This is a genomic window from Christensenella sp. KGMB01412 (genome assembly GCF_055522415.1).
The window spans coordinates 1-18,746 of record NZ_JBVFVW010000006.1 but is presented as its reverse complement, the minus strand read 5'-3'; the positions used below and the strand labels follow the sequence as shown (position 1 = coordinate 18,746).

Here is an 18,746-nt window from a genome sequence, read left to right as displayed (position 1 = left end):
CAATCGAGCCATGATAGAGTTATAGTAAAATTAATTTTTCTATATTTCTTAAAACCGTAGATAAGCGGGGCGGCAAAATGGCGACAACACTCAAGGATATTGCAAAAAAGCTCGGGATTTCGGAAGCGACGGTTTCGCTTGCGCTTAACAACAATTCTCTCGTCAATGAAAAAACGAAAAAACGTGTTCATGCGGCGGCAAAAGAGCTCAAGTATTTTCCCAATATGATTGCCAAAGGTCTCGCAACAAATAAGAGTAATACGATCGGCGTTATTGTACCGGATATCAATATTGTGTTTTATGCCAATATTTTGCGGGCAATCGACGAGGTCGTAAATCGGGCAGGGTACAGCCTTCTTGCGGCAATGTCCAACAGTGATCCGCAGGTCGAAGAAGAGGTTATCAGGACGTTTATCTCCAAAAGGATTGAAGGGATTCTCGTTGTTCCAAGCAACCAGCCCACAAAATTCCTCACCTCTTACCAAAAGGCCCTGCGGGAATACAACATCCCGCTTGTGTATATCACGTCATTGTATACGATTGACGGAATCAGGTATGTAATGGGAGACATCCGGGAAGGCACCTATATGCTCATAAAATACCTGGCAGACCTTGGGCATCGGGATATTGTCTTTATCGGCGGTAATAAGACGGTGCCGACAACCTCGCTGCGGCGGGAAGGATACAGCAGGGCGCTTGGAGAAAAGGGGATTCCGATTCTGGCGAAAAACCTGATTGAATGTGACGATATCCATTATGAACAAGCGGTTCTGGCAACAGAAAACCTGATCAGCAAGCGACGTGATTTTACAGCGATATGCGCGATGAACGATGAAATGGCGCTGGCAGTAATCAATACCCTGCAAAAGGCAGGAATCCGCGTTCCGCAGGATGTGTCGGTGGTTGGATATGATAACACAATTTTTTCCAAAGTATCTATGGTGGAGATTACCTCCATGGATTCCGATATCGAAGGGACCTGCGGGCAGGCGGTGGATATGCTGTTACAAGTCATCCACGGAGAAACTCCAAAAGAACCGCATATTATGACAAGGCCGACCATGATTGAAAGACAGTCATGCGGGCCTGTAAAGGAAAAAAGCAATTAAACGGTCGAAAGATCGTTCCATCAGTAACATAGCTTTCAATGAACCTTGAAGCGTTCCATACAGGAATGCGATTCAAAAACAATCGGCAGTTAAAGTGTTAAGGCAAAGGCGTTAAAAGCGCTTATATAAAATAAAATCGAAATTTAAAGCGCTTTAAATAAATGAAAATATAAAATTTGCCTTTAAATGGCAAAATATAATAAAAGGACCAAACTAAGGAGGAAAAAAATGAAAAAGATTTTGGCAGTTTTATTGGTAATAGTGATGTCTGTTGCACTGTTCACCGCATGCAGCGGCGGGACGGAGCCTGGCGCGTCCGCAAGTGCGGCGGCTTCCTCGGAAGCGTCGGCAGCGGCGAGCACGGAAGCGTCGGCATCCGCTGACGCCGGCGGCAGCGCTGCAAAGGGCGATGGGAACTATACGATTGCCGTTGTTCCCAAGGACAGCACGAACCCATGGTTTGTACGCATGGAGGAAGGCGTTGCGAAATATCAGGAAGAAAATCCCGGTATGACCGTATTCCAGAAAGGGCCTGCGGAGACAGACGCAGCACAACAGATTCAGGTTGTAGAAGACCTGATTGCACAGGGAGTTGACGCACTTTGTGTCGTTCCCCACGATCCGGGCGCAATGGAAGACGTTTTGAAGAAAGCGCGCGACCAGGGAATCGTTGTTGTTACGCACGAAGCATCGTCCATGGAAAACTGCGACTACGACCTGGAAGCATTCAACTATGACGAGTACGGCGCTTACATCATGAATACCCTTGCAGAAGCAATGGGCGGCGAAGGAAAATACATCTGTATGGTTGGCTCCCTCACAAACGACTCGCATAACATGGAAGCGGACGGCGCGATTGCAGCACAGCAAAAAGATTATCCAAACATGGAACTGATCGACGAACGTATCGTAACGGACGACAACGCAGAGACGGCTTACCAGAAAGCGAAAGAAGTTCTCAAAAAGTATCCTGACATCAAAGGTTTCGTAGGAACCTCTTCCTTTGACGCTCCCGGCGCAGGCCGTGCAATCGAAGAAGCGGGCCTCATTGGCAAAGTATTCGCGGTTGGTACCGGTATGCCGCAGACGAACAAAGAACTGCTTGACAGCGGCGCGGTTTCCGCCCTGACGCTGTGGGATCCGGCAGACGCAGGTTATGCAATGTGCAAGCTGGCGACCTTGATCCTGAATGGCGAAGAAGTTGGCGCAGGAACAGACCTCGGCTTAAAGGGATATGACGACCTCACGCTCGACGGGCACGTATTGACAGGCAGCGCGTATATCACGCTCACAAAAGAAAATGTAGACGACTATAATTTCTAAGAACTGGGCTTCTTGCAGCGGGCGGCATAAAAGCCGTCCGCTGTAAAAGTCTTTAAACAGTCAAAAAGCGGTGAAAGGATTGGGTATCTATGCAGGATGAATATATTTTAAAAGCCACGGATATCATAAAATCGTTTGCAGGCGTAAAGGCGCTGATGGGAGTTAACCTTGAGATAAAAAAAGGTGAGATACATTGCCTCGCCGGAGAAAACGGTTGCGGAAAATCGACGCTGATCAAAATTATCTCCGGTGTTTACAGCCTGGATAGTGGCAAAGTAGAATTCAATGGAATCGACCAGACGCACCAGCTTTCTCCAATCAATGCGATCATGAATGGAATTCAGGTGATTTATCAGGATTTTTCAATTTTTCCAAATTTATCGGTCATGGAGAATCTGGCGTACAACAGCGAACTCATGCAGAAGAGGAAGTTCGTGAATTGGAAGCGTTTTCGCAGGATCGCCGAAGAAGCGGTCAGTAAAATCAATTTTGACGTAGATCTTGAAGCAAAGGTAGGCACGCTGCCGGTTGCGGATAAACAGCTTGTTGCAATTTCCCGCGCGCTCATCAACAACGCAAAGCTGATTATCATGGATGAGCCTACTACGGCGCTCACCAAAAAGGAAGTTGAGGCGCTTTTCAAAATCATCAAGGACTTGCAGAGCCAGGGAATCGCAATTCTTTTCGTCAGTCACAAGCTCGACGAGGTGTTTGAAATTTCGGAGCGTTTTACCATTCTGCGAAATGGACAGAACGTCAAAGATGGCGATACTTCAGAGCTCGACAGCGATAAATTCACTTATTATATGACAGGACGTCATTTTGAAAACGAGCATTTCACGGCGGAGATTAAAGATGAAAAGCCGGTGCTTGAAGTCAGGAATCTATCGTGCGAAGGCGACTATGAAGACGTTACGTTTGATCTGCGCAAGGGCGAGATTCTTGGAGTGACAGGGTTGCTTGGTTCCGGGCGTACGGAGCTTGCCCTCTCCCTGTTTGGCCTGAAAAAGCCGACGGGAGGCAAGATTTTTATGAATGGAAAGGAAATCAAGCTTACTTCGGTTGAGGAGGCAATGAAAAACAAGATCGGTTATGTGCCGGAAGACCGCCTTACGGAAGGATTGTTCCTGGACCAGTCCATCAGCCGGAATATTGTGATCTCCGAACTCAAAGCGCTTTCCTCAAAGCTTGGCATGATCGATCAGGAGAAGCGGCAGGATGAAGTGAGAAAGTGGGTTGACGAACTGAAGATCAAGGTGGCGGATCCGGATCTGCCCGCATCAACGCTTTCAGGAGGAAACCAGCAGCGTATCGTACTTGCAAAATGGCTGGCGACGAACCCGGAAGTCTTGATCCTCAATGGGCCGACGGTGGGCGTTGATATCGGCTCGAAACATGATATGCACGCCATCCTGCATGAGCTTGCAAAGAGCGGACTTGGAATCATTATCATATCGGACGACCTTCCTGAGGTAATTACCAACTGCAGCCGGGTATTGATTATGCGCGGCGGCAGGATAACAGGAGAAGTCGACCCGCTCCAGGTCACGGAAGCCGACCTCGCAAAACAGGTCACGGACGTTGCCGTGAACGGTTGAGGGAAAGGAGCGAAACTATGAACAAAATAAAAAAACTGACTCATCAGACGGAATTTTATATTTTCCTTGTCATCATTGTTTTGGCACTGATTATACAGGCGCGCAGCAACCAGTTCTTCACGGGGAATAACCTTGTGGACCTTGCCAACGCGCTGATTGTTCCCGCATTGTTCAGCATCGGAACATTTATGATCATCGTGTCCGGCGGGATAGACGTGTCATTTCCGGCACTTGCAGCGCTTGCGTCGTATATTGTAACCGTTGTGCTCAATGGAGCAAACTATACTGGGCCGATTGTCGTTCCATTCCTGTTCGCCGGAGCGATCGGGCTTGCGTGCGGCGCGTTCAACGGACTGTTTATCGCAAAGATGCGGCTGCCCGCGTTGATTGCAACGCTGGGTACGCAAAGCGTATTCCGCGGAATCCTGCAGGGGGCGCTCAACGCGCAGCAGATCAATACGCTGCCGCCTTCCATGAAGGAATTCGGGCAGAGCAGCCTGTTTGTTTCACAGAATGCGGAGGGTGTGACATCAATGATGCCGACGGCCTTCCTGGCGCTTGTGGTTGTATTGGTAATCGCGTTTATCATCCTGCGTTATACGATGCTGGGACGCGGGATTTATGCAATCGGCGGGGATGAAAGCTCGGCAAACCGTGCGGGCTTCAAAGTAGTAAAAACGAAATTTTTCGTATATTGTTTCGCAGGCGTTGTTGCCGGTATTACAGGCGTTATCCGTGCGTGCATGATGAACATGGTTCATCCGACAAACATGTTTGGCATGGAAATGACCGTTATTGCGGCAATCGTCCTGGGCGGTACGAGCATTACGGGAGGTACGGGAACCCTTACGGGGACAATCCTTGGTATTTTCCTGTTGACCATGGTACAGAACAGCCTTATTATGCTCGGCGTACCGGCTTACTGGCAGGATTTCATGACGGGCCTTCTGATCATCATCGGTACGGCAGTGTCCTCCGTACAGATACTTCGCAGCCAGAAACAAAGAAAACCCAGCCTTTCAAAGGCGGGATCGTAAGGGAGGAATGATGAGATGAAAAATGATGCTACATTTTCCATGCGAATCAGGAATTGGTATGGGCACGATAAGAACTTTGCGCGGCTTTTGATTATCTTTATATTGGTTGTCGTTGCGTTCAGCATTATCAATCCGTCGAAATTTTTGTCGATAGCCAATTTCCAGTCCATGGTGTACCAGTTTCCGGAATTTGGCCTCATGTCACTCGGTGTTATGCTGACAATGCTCCTTGGAGGAATCGACCTTTCCGTTGTGGGTATGGCAAACCTGACCGCAATTACGGCGGCTTCAACGCTTGTTGCATTTGTGCCGGAAGGGGCAAGCGACGGACAGACAATGATCGTCATCGTGTTTGCGGTAATCCTCGGAATCATAGTGGGCAGCGCGGCGGGTTTCCTGAACGGCAACCTGGTTTCGCGGCTCCATATACCGCCGATTCTCGCTACGCTTGGCAGTCAGCAGCTTTTCACCGGTATCGGACTGATTATTACGCAGGGGAGCTCTATCAGCCGCCTGCCCGCAATGTATGCGGAGACCGGAAAGACGCTGGTAGCGGGATTTATTCCGCTGGCGCTGTTCTTTTTTATCGGCGCTGTCATTGTCCTGAGTATTATGCTCAATAAAACGAGGTTCGGAACGAGCCTTTACATGATGGGTTCCAATCCCGTTGCGTCTAAATTCAGCGGGCTCAACAACACGGCGGTGACGAATAAAGCCTATATGCTTTCCGGAACGCTTTCCGCTGTCGCCGGACTGATCATGCTTGTAAACTACAATTCGGCAAAACCGGATTACGGCAGTGCCTACACCCTCCAGTGCATCCTGATCGTCGTGCTGGGCGGTGTGAATCCAAACGGCGGCTTTGGAAAGGTCGGCGGAGTAACGCTTGCGATCCTGATATTGCAGGTGCTTTCTTCAGGACTCAACCTGTTCCCAACCATCAGCAATTTCTACCGCCAGCTGATCTGGGGCGGTGTGCTTCTTGCGGTACTGACGCTTAATTACTTTACCGAGCTCAGAGAGAAGAAGAGAATATCGACTTCCTACAAAAAGGATAAGCCTAAGGAAGCGGCAAAGGTGTAAAAACGGGAGAGGGATGACAATGAAAATAAGATTGAACGAACCGGCGTTTACAGACAGGGAAACGCTGTTTGCAGACGCTGGCGAACTGAAAGCGTACATTTTCCGGTATGAAAGCGGAATCTGCGCGGTTAAAATCGAGAACAGCAAAGGGTATATCACGGTACTCCCTTTCGACGGGCAAATGGTGTGGGACGCAGTTTTCTGCGGCCGCTCCCTGAAAATGCAAACGAGCTTTGATATGCCGCGCAGACGTGAGATTTTTCGCGATACCTACGGCTGCTATGTGATGCACTGCGGCGCGCTTGCAATGGGATGCCCCTCGCCGGAAGACGACCATGGGCACCATGGCGAATTGCCATATGTGAGATATGATAGGGCGTTCGTCGTGAGCGGGGAAGACGAAAAGGGCCGTTATATGGGCGTAACGGGGGAATACGAATACAATCGCGCGTTCGGCAGCCACTATATGGCGCGGCCTGTTGCAAGGGTATATGAAGGAAGTACGCTCATCGATGTCGGAATTGAGATCGAGAATATGGCGTCGCATCCGATGGACCTGATGTATATGTGCCATGTCAACAACGCACCGGAACCGGGAGCTGAAATTTTCCAGACGCTTGCGTGGACGAAGGAAAATATGGTTGTCCGGGTAAGTATTCCGCAATACAACGAGCCCGATCCCGCATTTATGGAGCTTCTTGACCGGGTTCAAAAGGATGTGTCGGTTACACGCGTGATAGGCGAAGGAGATGTATATGATCCGGAAATCGTGCTGTTCCTGCGCGGCGTGCAAGGCGATGAAAACGGAAAGGCGCATTTCCTGTATATGCACAAAGATGGTTCGGCGGATTATACGACGTATGATGCGGCGGTATTAAACCGCGGGGTGCGCTGGATGGTGAATCATAAAGACTGGAAATCAATGGGCATGGTACTTCCTGCGACAGCAGAGCCAGAGGGCTATCTCGCGGAAAAAGAAAAAGGTAACGTACGTATTTTGCCCGGAAAAGAAACCTTCCGCGCGGATGTTACGGTTGGCTGTCTTGCGCCAGAAGATGCCCGGCGAATCAAGCACAAGATCGAAACGGTCATGAAATAAGGAGACGAGAAGCGATGGGGCAGGACTTGAAATCAATTTTTACTTATGAAAAACCGATTATCGGCATGGTACATTTGCGGCCGCTTCCCGGCTCGCCGATGTATGATAAAAAGAATATGTGTATGCAGCAGATCATCGACACCGCCGTTCAGGAGGCGCGGCTTTTGGAAGAAGGCGGCGTGGATGGACTGCAAATTGAAAACATATGGGATTATCCCTATGTAAAGGGAGAAGACATCAGTGACGAGACGATTGCGGCAATGACGGCTGCCGCGGTGAATGTAAAACAGAACGTTAAAATTCCGATTGGGGTAAATTGCCATCTTAACGGTGCACAGCAGGCGCTTGCAATCGCGGTTGCCGCAGAGGCCCGCTGGATTCGTGTGTTTGAATGGGTGAACGCCTATGTTTCCCATGCGGGCATCCTCGAGGGAGTGGGCGGCAGGCTTTCAAGACGCCGCACTGCGCTTGACGCACGCGACGATGTATTGTTCCTGTGCGATGTGAACGTAAAGCATGGGAGCCACTTTATCATTTCCGACAGGACGCTTGCTGAGCAGGCGAACGATGCGGTCACAGAAGGGGCTGAAGCGCTTATTGTTACCGGCTTTGAAACGGGGATTGCTCCCACGCCCGAAAAGGTGCGTGAATTTTCGGAGCATGTGGATGTGCCGGTATTCCTTGGAAGCGGTACGACAAAAGAAAATGTGCGGGAGTTATTGAAGTATTCGGACGGCGCAATCGTTGGGAGCTATTTCAAGGAAGCTAATCATTGGAAAAATCCAGTGAGTCTGGAGCGTACCAAGGGATTCATGGAACAGGTATGGAGTATGCGTAATGAAAAAGCATAAGAATCGTATATTGTGCATGGGCAGCATCAACATGGACCTGACAATGTTCATGGAGCGCCTGCCTGAACCTGCCGAAACGGTGGCGACAGATAATTTTGCAACTTACCCGGGCGGAAAAAGCGGGAATCAGGCGGTAGCGGCGGCACGACTGGGCGGGGAAGTTGGATTTTTCGGCAAGCTGGGCGACGACATGTTCAGCAAGGAGCTGCTTGCAGCCATGCAGGCGGATGGGGTTGAAACCTCAAATATCCTTATTGAACCGGGGGCGACAGCAGGCGTTGCAATGATTCGGATTGATGCGGAAGGAATCAATTCAATTTCTTTTACGCCGGGTGCAAACGCCCTGATCAGGCCGAAAGATGTACAGGAACACGAAACGTTATTTGAACAATATGGTTTTTTACTGATTACTGCCGAGATTCCCGCAGACACCCTGTTTGCGGCGATACGTATGGCAAAAATCAAAGGAATGACGGTTGTAATGGATCCTGCTCCTGTTCCAAAGGAACAGATCCCGAGGGATATTCCGCCTATGGTAGATTTTATTAAGCCAAATGAAATTGAAGCAGGGCAGATTGCAGGGATAAAGGTAACCGATAACGCAACGGCAATAGAATGTATGAAAGCTCTGCGCGAAATGCGCTTCCAAAATCCGCTTATCACACTTGGAAAAGACGGGTGCCTGGCATGGAATGGGGAAAATACGCGAAAGTTTTTGCCGCCTGATGTGGAGGCTGTCGATACTACGGCAGCAGGCGACGTTTTTCTTGGCGCGTTTACAGCCGCGCTTTCAAATGGCAGGGAAATTTTCGAAGCTGTTGAATTTGCTTCGGTTGCGTCTGCGATGAGCACAACTTTGAAGGGCGCGCAGACCTCAATTCCAACGCGCAGCCAGGTGGAAGAATTTATGCGGCAGGAAAGGAAAAGATAAAATGAAATTAGGAATACACGCATATGAATGGTGCGGCGAATGGTCGAATGACACGCTGGATATCATCGATAAAGTAAAGGAATGGGGCTTCGATTTTATTGAAATTCCACTGATGCGCCTTGATCTTTTCGATCCCAGGGCGGTAAAGGAACGTCTCGACGGTTTTGGAGTGACAACATCAAACGTACTGCTTTCGGACAACGTGGATGTTACCTCCTTTGATCCGGAAATACGGAAAAATGGGGTGAATTACCTGAAGGATTGCGTCAAGGCGTCCGCCGAAGCAGGCGCAAAAATGTTTTCCGGAGTGATCTATTCCCAGTATATGAAGGACGCTAAAAAAATGCCCTCAGGGGAAGAGTGGAAGTTCAGCGCGGACAGCCTGCGTGAAGTTGCGCGGTATGCCGCGGATTTCGGTATGTCGATTGCATTTGAACCGGTTACGCGGTATGAATCCTATTTGCTCAATACGGCTGAGCAGGCGGTGCGGCTGGTGGATATGATCGGGGAACCAAACGTATTTATCCATCTCGATTCCTATCACATGAATGTGGAGGAAAAGAACTTCCATGATGCGGTTGTAACAGCGGGAAGCAGGCTTGCCAATTTTCATATGTGCGAAAATGACAGGGGAATCCCGGGGACGGGACATGTGGATTGGGACGGTATTTTCCAGGCCTTCAAGGAGATCGGGTTCAACGGTTACCTTGGGTTTGAAGGGTTTTCCGACTGTACGGATAATATGAGTACGTGGGTATGGCGTAAGCTGGCGCCGGACGGAGATACCTTTGTACGTGAGAGTATTGATTTTGCAAGAAAAATGATACAGAAATATGATCTTTGATACGTTTGCCTTCTATGTTCCTATTGCTGTTTGCTTCGGAAAGCGTTCGGATAAAAGAAATGTATCGTCAAAGAAGCAAAGGCAGGCGGCACGCTTGAAATAAAAAAGCGGCGGCTATATCAAAAAGAGGCTGTCTCAGTTATATGCCAAGACAGCCTCTTTTTTGTGCTGTTTTTATTCTGCGCCAAGTGCAGCCATCGTAATATAATTATACGGTTGGTTGAAATGCGGGAGGAAGAAGATGTCGAGCAACTTCAGTTTATCGATTGTAACGCCTTCCTCGATTGCGAGGGAGAACATATGGATACCCATTGAGATGTCCTCATAAGAAGCAATCTGCGCTCCAACAACCCGGCGCGAGCCCTTTTCGTATACAATACGGATTTTTACACGTTTGTTATCGTGAATGAACGCAGGTTTCTGCAAATCTTCATAATCCGTGTAAAGCACGTCGATACCGGCTTTTTCGGCAGCCTTGAGGTTTAGCCCTGTTGAAACCATATTGTAACCGTAAATGCTGATGCCGTTCGAGCCCTGCACGCCCGCAGATTCAAGCGGGGTACCGCACGCGTTATGCGCCGCAACAATGCCGCTGCGTACCGCGTTGGTGGCAAGCGCAATATATGCAGGGGCACGCAGGGCGTTGCTGTATACTGTCGCGCAGTCACCCACCGCGTAAACGCCCGGAAGACTCGTTTCCTGATGAAGGTCTACAACGATTGCGCCATTTTTGAATAATTCAAGCTGATCCTTTGCGAGCTTGTTGTTTGGAATAAAGCCGATTGCCATAATGACAAGCTCTGCCTGGTATTCGCCCTTATCCGTCACGATAGAGCTGACTTTTTTGTCGCCCTTGATTTCTTTTACGATTTCACCAAAATGCAGGTCAATACCATTTTCGGAAAGCACCTGATCCATATCGTGCGTAAACCATGGATCGTAATAGCTGGAAAGGGAAGTGTCCTGCGCTTCAAAGAGCATCGCGTTTTTTCCGCGGCGGCGAACAGCTTCCGCAATCTCAACACCGATATACCCTGCGCCTACCACAGCGACATTTTTGATGCTGTCGTCGTCAAGCGCGGCATTGATGCGCTGCCCATCCTGAAAAAGTTTTACGACGTCAACGTTTTCAAGCTCAAGCCCGCTGATTTTGGGAATGATTGGGAGGGAACCGGTTGCGAGGATGAGTTTGTCGTAATCTTCCACGATTTCCTTGCCGTCCTTACCGGACGCATAAACTTTCTTTCCTGCAAAGTCAATATTCGTAACCTCGGTTTCCATATATACCTTTGCATGCTTTTTCTCGAAGACATCCTGCGAACAATAAAACAGGCCGTCTGTTCCTTCGATCTGGCGGCCAACCCACAGTGCCGTGCCGCAGCCAAGGTAGCTGATGTTGGAGTTCCTGTCGATAATCACCAGCTCATTATCCGGATATTGATCCAGGATTGTGTTTGCCGCGGCTGTACCCGCATGGTTTGCACCGACCAAAACAATTTTACTCATTTCTATACCCTCTCTTTCAATGGCCGTTTTAAATTTTGATGAAATCAGACCATATAAATGATTAATACCCGTTTTCAGCGGTATTACACGATTTTTTGATGAAAAAACAAAAATATTATTGAAATATAAAAAGCCGGAAGGGAATCCGGCTTCAGATCAGCTTGCCTGAACGGCGCGGTGTTGGATTACAGGCGGTGCACCTGTTTGTATACGTCAAAGGTCTCGCGCATCCCCCTGGTAAAAGCGGTATATTCAAAATCAAAATCCTTCGATGCTTTTTCGCCGGAAAATAAGTCGTTCTGGTCGAGTGGAAAGGGAAGGGGAATCTCCTGTGCATAAACATTCTGGATTGTGACGGGCCTTGTTGGCAAATTTTGTCCAATCGCGTCTTCCAGCGTTTTTAACAGAGAGGCGTAGGATATTTCCTCCGGTGCGGAAAGCTGGTATATATTATGGCGTGCCTTTTCATTGCCGATACATTTCATGATGATACGCGCGATGTCTTTCACGTATACGAACTGGAAACGGGAATAAGAATCGATGGGAACCGGAATGGGCTTCTTTTGCCGCCACAGGTCAAAATAGAAGGATTCACGCGGCGCGTAATTATAAGGGCCATAAACGTAAGCGGGGCGCAGAATGGTATCGGAAAGGGCGGAGCGATTCGCATAATCCGCGAGCTCTTTTTCAAGCAACATTTTATCATAGGAATATTGCTCCACAGGATTCCTGGGTTTTGTATCCACAAGGGGCGAAGACTCTGTGCGAGATTCATTCCCCGGCTTTGCAACGCTGCAACTGCTGATATAAATATACTGTCTCGTATTTTGACCTATTATGTCGAGTATAGAGGCGATATCCCCCGGTTGGTAAGCACAAAAATCAATTACCGCGTCAAATGAAAGTCCGCCGACGCAATCTGAAAACATGGCTGCATCGTGGCGGTCACATATATGTTGTATTATGCCTTTCTGCCTGAAGGGGAAGCGTCCGCGGTTCAGTACGTGAAGCTCGTATTCATTTGTCTGCAACGCCAGAAGGGAAAAAATGCGCCCGATAAAATAGCTGCCGCCGATTGCCAGAATTTTTTTCATGAGGTGATTCCTCTCGTTTTCCTTTCATTATAATAAAGAAATAGCCTGAATGTAAAGGCCGGTTGGCGCAGATTATGCGATGAAAGAGAACGGCAGGCCAATAAATATCCTGTTTTATTTAAAAAAGGAGAAAAAGGATTGACAAAGCGTCGCTATTGATATATTATACTAATAAAGAATAATTACTAATAAGGAAATGGAAATGGAAACAAGGAATACGATGCAAAAAAGCATCATATTGGAACAGCTTAAAAAGCTGCAGCATCCGACAGCGGACGAGGTGTATGGCGCCGTTGTGAAGGTGCATCCAAGTATAAGTAAAGCGACTGTGTACCGCAACCTGAGTGCAATGTCTGAAAAAGGCGCCATTTCCCGCGTAAAAATACCGGATGGGGCGGATCGCTTTGATAAAACGCTGGAAAAGCATTATCATATCCGGTGCAGCGAATGCGGGAAGGTATTCGATGTCGATATGCCATATCTTTCGAAACTGGAAGATGAAATACGCGATACGCACGGATTTGATATCGAAGGACATGAGATTGTATTTGTCGGGGTTTGCCCCGGCTGCAAAATAAAGAAACGAGGTATGAAAGAATGGAAAATTTAAAAGGAACGAAAACAGAAGCGAACCTGCAGGCAGCATTTGCAGGAGAATCCCAGGCAAGGAACAAATATACTTATTATGCTTCCAAGGCAAGGAAGGAAGGATATAATCAGATTGCGTCGATCTTTGAAGAAACGGCAGGAAACGAAAAAGAGCATGCAAAAATCTGGTTTAAGCTGTTGCATGAAGGCGATATTCCCGGAACGGAAGCAAATCTGGAAGACGCTGCAAACGGTGAAAACTACGAGTGGACGGATATGTACGCAACCTTTGCAAAGGAAGCAAAGGAAGAGGGCTTTGACCGCATTGCATATTTATTTGAAATGGTCGGCAAGATTGAAAAAGAGCATGAGGAACGGTATCGTAAGCTGCTTGAAAACCTCAACGACGGACTTATTTTCTCCCGCGATGGCGATATGATTTGGCAGTGCGCAAACTGCGGACACATTGTAATCGGCCAGAAGGCTCCGCAGCTTTGTCCGGTATGCGCGCATCCACAGGCATATTTCCAGATCAAAGCTGAAAATTATTAATGAAGGCATAGTGAAAGGGTTGGATTGAATGGCGAAATATGTTTGTGCCCTTTGCGGCAATACGTATGACGAGGAAACAGAAGGAGTGCTGTTTGCCGATCTATCCGGGGATTGGGTTTGCCCTGTGTGTATGGGGCCAAAATCGATGTATAAGGGAGCGGATGGCGGTATGCAGGCCGCTGTGCAGGCGAAAGCCGCTCCAGTGGAACCGGAAGGGAATTCTCTTGCCTGGCCGGAGGAGTTCGTACAGCACGACGGAGGAATCCTCGACGAGATCCACGCCATGGCGGAAACTGGCAAATCGATCACCGAACCGATGAATACGCAAAAACAGGTTCCGGGTTTTGAAGAGATCGTACTTTTGGGCGCGCAGCTTGCAACGGCGCCGCTTGATGAAAATGAGCCGGTGAGCCTTGAAACGGTGATTGGCAAGCGGGCAAAAAAACCAATGGTTTTGAATAGTCCGGTTTACATTTCGCATATGAGCTTTGGCGCGCTTTCCAAAGAAACCAAGATTGCGCTTGCAAAGGGGAGCGCTATAGCGCAGACTGCCATTTGCAGCGGAGAGGGAGGCATTCTTCCTGAGGAAAAGGAGGCGGCGTACCGTTATATTTTTGAGTATGTGCCGAATCTTTACAGTGTGACGGATGAGAACCTGCAAAGCGCGGATGCGATTGAAATCAAGATTGGCCAGGGTACAAAACCCGGTATGGGAGGTCATTTGCCGGGTGAGAAGGTAGTCGGCGAAATTGCGCGGATACGCAACAAGCCGGAAGGGAAGGATGTAATCAGCCCGTGCAGGTTTGATTGTGTCAACTGCCCGCAGGATTTGGAAAAACTGGTTGGCGAGTTGCGCGAACGCAGTGGAGGCAGGCCGATTGGCGTAAAAATAGCGGCAGGGCATATTGAAAAGGACATGCAGTACATTGCCCAGGCACAGCCGGATTTTATTACCATTGACGGACGGGGCGGAGCTACAGGCTCGTCGCCGAAATTTCTGAAGGACTCGACGAGCGTGCCGACCGTATATGCGTTGTATCGCGCGAAGAAATTCCTGCGGGATCATAACCTCGATATCGATCTTGTGATCACAGGAGGACTTCGCACGAGCGGCGATTTTGCGAAAGCGATCGCAATGGGAGCTGACGCAGTGGCGATTGCATCTGCGGCGTTGATCGCGCTTGGCTGCCAGCGGTACCGCGTATGTCATAAAGGGACCTGCCCTATGGGCATCGCAACGCAGGATCCGGAGCTTCGTGCACGTCTTCTGGTAGAAAAAGGGGCGCAGCGTGTGGGCAATTTCCTGAATGTAGCGGCAGAAGAGCTGCGCGCGTTTGCACGGTGTACCGGGCACGGGAACATCCACGAGCTTTCAATGGACGATATCGAAACGACAAGCTCGGAATTATCAGGGCATACCGATATCAGACATGTATAAACAATAGCAAAAAAAGAACCGTAGCGGTAAAACGCTTCGGTTCTTTTTTATTTTTTGTGAGAAATATTCTTTTTGGGGGATTCTTCCTTAACGAGCTTATTTTGCGTCACCAGTAAGTCTTTTGCGATTTTTACAAGAAAATCCTGCGATTCGGGAAGCAGCTTTTCGAAAATGTCGATGAATTCTTTATCATAACAGGAAACAAGGAACATTTCGCCTTCGCCGGTGCGAAGCCATTTTTCGTTGACGTGGAATTCAGAGCAAATAATTTTGATATGTTTATCACTGAATTTCCGTTTTCCAACCTCTATCATCGCCAAAGAAGACTGGCTCAGGCCAAGTCTTTTGGAAAATTCCATTTGATTCATATGTAATGCGTTTCGTATTTCCTTTATTCGTTGATACAAACTTTCATCGCCTCTCAAAGAATGCTTCAATTTTACCATAGATTAAATAATTACACAACATGATATAAAAGCTCAAAATAGGCGCTGCCTCAGTGGAATAGGAAGAATAACGGATTTTCACGTATTATTACAAATAGATTAAAATATATTGACTTTTAATGTGTAAGTGATTAAAATGAAGTTGTGGATAAAATGCGATGGGGATGAGATTGATATGAAAAATTACGATGCCCGGTTACACGAAATCAAAATAATCTATTCCCGGCTTACGATTGAAAATAAATGGAAGCTTTTATTGCTGGCAAAAGACATCAAGAACATACAGGAGGGCAAAAATAAGAGAATTATGAAATAAATTTTTTTTACACCATATAGTCACGAAAAACAAAATTATAGGGAGGAAGAAAGATGAAGAAAAAATTGATTGCGTTATTAGTTGCGGCGCTTATGGTCGTTACTATGCTGCCCGCAATGGCATTGGCAGAGCCGGCTGCACAGTCCGGGGATGCGTTTACGCCGCTTACGGGAACGCAAAACGAGAAGGATGATGCGGATTTACAAGTGAATCCGGACGAAAAGAGTTCCGAGGCTGTGACTCAGGATGAGGCCAGCGACGAAAGTGAAAGCGCGAAACCAAGCACAGGAGTAACTTTCAAAGCGCTTAACGGAAGTACGGACGCTTTTGGTAAGCAAGTATCGGAATTTGTCGGGAAAGACCTCAGCTTCAGCGTAAGTGAGGACAATAAGATCGTGCCGGAAGGCGCGCTCAACTATATCACTGGGTTTGAGGCGTTCAATGAAACGGAGCCGGACCAGCAGAATGGTTATTACCTGCCGTTTGGGGTAGAGCTTCCCCAAGGGAGTTTTCCGAATGTAAGGGTAACTCTGAACGGACGCGGCGGGGAAAAGGATATTACGAACGATCCTGAATGCCTGGTATTGCTTCCGGAAGACCAGGAAAAACCGATCAGTGTAGCGGTCGACCTTGATGGCGATGGAGCGGAATATGGCGAAACGGTTTACACGTTTGATTACAGCAGGCTCCAGCTTGGCGAGGACAGCGCAGTGTCGATCACGCGCGATCCGAGTCCGGCAGGGGGAACCGGCGGAGTGGACTGTACTTTTGATGATACAGCACTTGCAAGCGATCATACGGTTAAATTCACAGGAACTGTCGACTGGTATGCGGCGGATAAAAGCCTCGGACGCACTGCGGGAAACCGCGTTGGCGTGGAAATCAAAGCCCCCGAAACAATAACCGATTTTTCCAAAGCAACGGTCAGGTTTGGCACAAATGATCAAACGTATACCTGGGAGGAAGTACAGGACGGCGATGATTTCTTCTGGTGGTATCCGCTTGTCAAAGAAGACGCGAAAGAATTTACTTTCACGATTGACTGGGACGGCGAGAATGGCATGGTATATGCGCCTACCACTTATACGGTCGACTGCACTGGCGTAACAACGCTTCGCAGCAATGCGGCAACAAACGCAAACGTTAAATTTATTGACAGCACGAACTGGAAGACGGCGCAGGATGTCAGCGCGAGCGTAAGGCCGGTTGACCTTCCGTGGTTCGAGATTTCGTATACAAGAGACCTCGCCAATATGAGCACTGCAAACAAAGCTGCACTTAAGGCTGTGATTACGGTAGAAAACGCTAATATCACTGCGGATGGAGACCATAAGTCGGATGTGTTCGACGGCGGCTCCAATGTGTTTACTGATGGGAAGGCTGTATTTACCAGAACGGTGAACAGCGAGAACGGGAACGATGGATATTTCCAGGCGGTACTGGGAGAGCTCGTTAACGGAACGAACCATGATTTTCTGGGAATCCCGGCAGATAAGCAGGAGGGAAAATATACCTTTACGCTGCAACTGCTCGGCGCAGGCGATGAAATCATCGGAGCTTCGGAGCCGGTGGAAATGACATATGGAGCGCCGGCAACGGACGATCTGGTCATGAACCCGGAAGTGCATTTTGTCGACGAAAGCAATTATGACAAACTTGGAGAGGATGGCGGAATATTTGATCCTGCCCATAATGACCTGCCGTGGATTGAGACGACCTTCCAGATCAACAAGAGCATGGTCAAAGATCCGGTGAACTTTGAATTTGAGGTAAAGATAGAAAACAGTCATATCGCGTCAGGCACAACGGCTGCGGTAGACGGCGGCGTGCCGGCAGGAAACGCGTACAGTGACGGATCGGCTACATTTACCCGCACGATAGACCTGTCAAACAGCGCAGCCTATCAGGATCCTACGCGGGATACGATCACACTCAAATACAATGCGGCGATTGGCAGGCAGGTATTTTCCGGCAATAACGATTTCCTTGGGATCGCAGATGCGAACCAATATGGTGATTATACGGTGACAATCAGCGCGAAAAACGGCGAAACAGTCGGCGACGGGGTTGCAAAGACTTTAGAACCTGTTGTAGCAACCTATGGCGGACATGAATTGAAGCCTGTTGAGCCTTCTGATCCGGACAAAAAAGTTGAGATTTCACAGCCGGAAGAAGGAACGGGTAACCAGTACGTTTCAGGTGGAGGAATCGGTGACGGGACGAAAGACGGGGTTCTGAAAGCAGATGCTGTAGCGGCGCTCTTCAATAACCCGAATGGCGCGATCGCTGTAAAAGACGCTGGCGGCAATGTGCTTGCGGCGGACGCAAACGTAGGAACAGGCTGCATGATCCAGCTTCTGAACGGAGACGGAACGCCATTCCAGACTGTACTGGTAGTAGTACCGGGCGACGTCATGGGAACAGGTGTTGCAAGCATCGGCTCCCTTGTGAAGATGTCGGGCGATATAGCAGGAAATGCCTCGCTTGATGGCGCATACCTGAAGGCGGCGGACATTAACGGCGACGGAAAGGTTTCGATTGGCGACGTTGTAAAGGCTTCCAAGCTGATATAACTGTAGCCACGACAGATTAAGATATTTCAAAAGCAATAAATTCGGAGGATGAACAGAAATGAATAAAAAGAAAAAGATTGTTTTATCGATCGTGCTGGCGGCCGTGCTGGTAATGGCGATGAGCGTTACCGCGTTCGCCGCGGCTCCCTCGGTGAGCGTCAGCAATCCTTCGCCAAACGTTGGCGATACGGTTACCTTTACAGTGAGCTGCCCGTCGGACGTGGCGGGAATTCAGGGAGATATCGCAACAAGCGGACTGCAGTATGTCAGCAGGACGACGACACCTGCTGGTATGGGCGGAGAAAATACGCTTGTCACACTTGGCAACTCCGCTTCCTACACCTATAAGGTAACAGCT

17 protein-coding genes and 1 pseudogene are annotated in these 18,746 nt (G+C 48.6%); 15 read left to right on the top strand and 3 right to left on the bottom strand.

The features are described from left to right. The first annotated feature begins 77 nt into the window (after positions 1–77). The 9 genes from ACS5WU_RS10285 (at position 78) to ACS5WU_RS10245 (ending at position 9,875) form a co-directional block, all read left to right on the top strand. Positions 78–1,109, top strand: coding sequence for a LacI family DNA-binding transcriptional regulator (locus tag ACS5WU_RS10285; protein ID WP_046443853.1), 1,032 nt, complete (start codon positions 78–80; stop codon positions 1,107–1,109). Positions 1,110–1,337: 228 nt separating this feature from the next. Next, positions 1,338–2,432 carry an autoinducer 2 ABC transporter substrate-binding protein gene (locus ACS5WU_RS10280; RefSeq protein WP_082103496.1) on the top strand — a complete coding sequence of 365 codons (1,095 nt, stop codon included), beginning with the start codon at positions 1,338–1,340 and terminating at the stop codon, positions 2,430–2,432. Positions 2,433–2,521: 89 nt separating this feature from the next. Continuing rightward, positions 2,522–4,030: a sugar ABC transporter ATP-binding protein gene (locus ACS5WU_RS10275; RefSeq protein WP_046443854.1), complete on the top strand. Its 1,509-nt coding sequence runs from the start codon at positions 2,522–2,524 to the stop codon at positions 4,028–4,030. Between the two features lie 17 nt (positions 4,031–4,047). Continuing rightward, complete coding sequence (locus ACS5WU_RS10270; RefSeq protein ID WP_046443855.1) at positions 4,048–5,067, top strand: ABC transporter permease; 1,020 nt, start codon at positions 4,048–4,050, stop codon at positions 5,065–5,067. Positions 5,068–5,082: 15 nt separating this feature from the next. After that, on the top strand, positions 5,083–6,150 hold the full coding sequence (locus tag ACS5WU_RS10265) for an ABC transporter permease (protein WP_052740499.1): 1,068 nt from the start codon (positions 5,083–5,085) through the stop codon (positions 6,148–6,150). A gap of 19 nt (positions 6,151–6,169) precedes the next feature. Then, positions 6,170–7,249, top strand: coding sequence for a DUF4432 family protein (locus tag ACS5WU_RS10260; protein WP_302762032.1), 1,080 nt, complete (start codon positions 6,170–6,172; stop codon positions 7,247–7,249). A gap of 14 nt (positions 7,250–7,263) precedes the next feature. Continuing rightward, positions 7,264–8,100, top strand: a complete 837-nt coding sequence (locus ACS5WU_RS10255; protein ID WP_046443857.1) for a BtpA/SgcQ family protein — start codon at positions 7,264–7,266, stop codon at positions 8,098–8,100. Next, complete coding sequence (locus ACS5WU_RS10250; RefSeq protein ID WP_302762034.1) at positions 8,087–9,031, top strand: ribokinase; 945 nt, start codon at positions 8,087–8,089, stop codon at positions 9,029–9,031. Before ACS5WU_RS10255 ends, ACS5WU_RS10250 begins: the two co-directional genes overlap by 14 nt. Position 9,032: 1 nt before the next feature. Continuing rightward, entirely contained in the window at positions 9,033–9,875 is an 843-nt protein-coding gene (locus tag ACS5WU_RS10245) for a sugar phosphate isomerase/epimerase family protein (RefSeq protein ID WP_046443859.1), read from the top strand. Between the two features lie 174 nt (positions 9,876–10,049). On the opposite strand, the gene nox is transcribed toward ACS5WU_RS10245, so the two are convergent. Together nox and ACS5WU_RS10235 are read right to left on the bottom strand one after the other, a co-directional pair. Further along, positions 10,050–11,381: a H2O-forming NADH oxidase gene (gene nox / locus ACS5WU_RS10240; RefSeq protein WP_046443860.1), complete on the bottom strand. Its 1,332-nt coding sequence runs from the start codon at positions 11,379–11,381 to the stop codon at positions 10,050–10,052. 185 nt (positions 11,382–11,566) lie between these two features. Further along, positions 11,567–12,475, bottom strand: coding sequence for an NAD-dependent epimerase/dehydratase family protein (locus tag ACS5WU_RS10235; protein WP_302761827.1), 909 nt, complete (start codon positions 12,473–12,475; stop codon positions 11,567–11,569). A gap of 202 nt (positions 12,476–12,677) precedes the next feature. Here ACS5WU_RS10235 and ACS5WU_RS10230 point away from each other — a divergent pair, with 202 nt between their 5' ends. The 3 genes from ACS5WU_RS10230 to ACS5WU_RS10220 are packed head-to-tail and all read left to right on the top strand — an operon-like array spanning position 12,678 to position 15,053. Beyond that, positions 12,678–13,085, top strand: a complete 408-nt coding sequence (locus ACS5WU_RS10230; RefSeq protein ID WP_059109142.1) for a Fur family transcriptional regulator — start codon at positions 12,678–12,680, stop codon at positions 13,083–13,085. Continuing rightward, on the top strand, positions 13,073–13,615 hold the full coding sequence (rbr, locus tag ACS5WU_RS10225; RefSeq protein ID WP_046443863.1) for a rubrerythrin: 543 nt from the start codon (positions 13,073–13,075) through the stop codon (positions 13,613–13,615). Before ACS5WU_RS10230 ends, rbr begins: the two co-directional genes overlap by 13 nt. A 28-nt stretch (positions 13,616–13,643) precedes the next feature. Then, positions 13,644–15,053: a glutamate synthase-related protein gene (locus tag ACS5WU_RS10220; protein WP_302761831.1), complete on the top strand. Its 1,410-nt coding sequence runs from the start codon at positions 13,644–13,646 to the stop codon at positions 15,051–15,053. A 47-nt stretch (positions 15,054–15,100) separates the two neighbouring features. Here ACS5WU_RS10220 and ACS5WU_RS10215 read toward each other — a convergent pair whose 3' ends face one another. Beyond that, positions 15,101–15,499 carry a helix-turn-helix domain-containing protein gene (locus ACS5WU_RS10215; protein WP_082103497.1) on the bottom strand — a complete coding sequence of 133 codons (399 nt, stop codon included), beginning with the start codon at positions 15,497–15,499 and terminating at the stop codon, positions 15,101–15,103. Between the two features lie 175 nt (positions 15,500–15,674). Between ACS5WU_RS10215 and ACS5WU_RS10210 the strand changes: the two genes are divergently transcribed. From ACS5WU_RS10210 to ACS5WU_RS10200, 3 genes and pseudogenes are all read left to right on the top strand, one after another. Next, entirely contained in the window at positions 15,675–15,815 is a 141-nt protein-coding gene (locus ACS5WU_RS10210; RefSeq protein ID WP_156415096.1) for a hypothetical protein, read from the top strand. A 53-nt stretch (positions 15,816–15,868) separates the two neighbouring features. Next, positions 15,869–18,388 carry a dockerin type I repeat-containing protein gene (locus tag ACS5WU_RS10205; RefSeq protein WP_302761835.1) on the top strand — a complete coding sequence of 840 codons (2,520 nt, stop codon included), beginning with the start codon at positions 15,869–15,871 and terminating at the stop codon, positions 18,386–18,388. Between the two features lie 58 nt (positions 18,389–18,446). Next, a pseudogene (locus ACS5WU_RS10200) lies at positions 18,447–18,746 on the top strand (hypothetical protein); the annotation flags it as partial.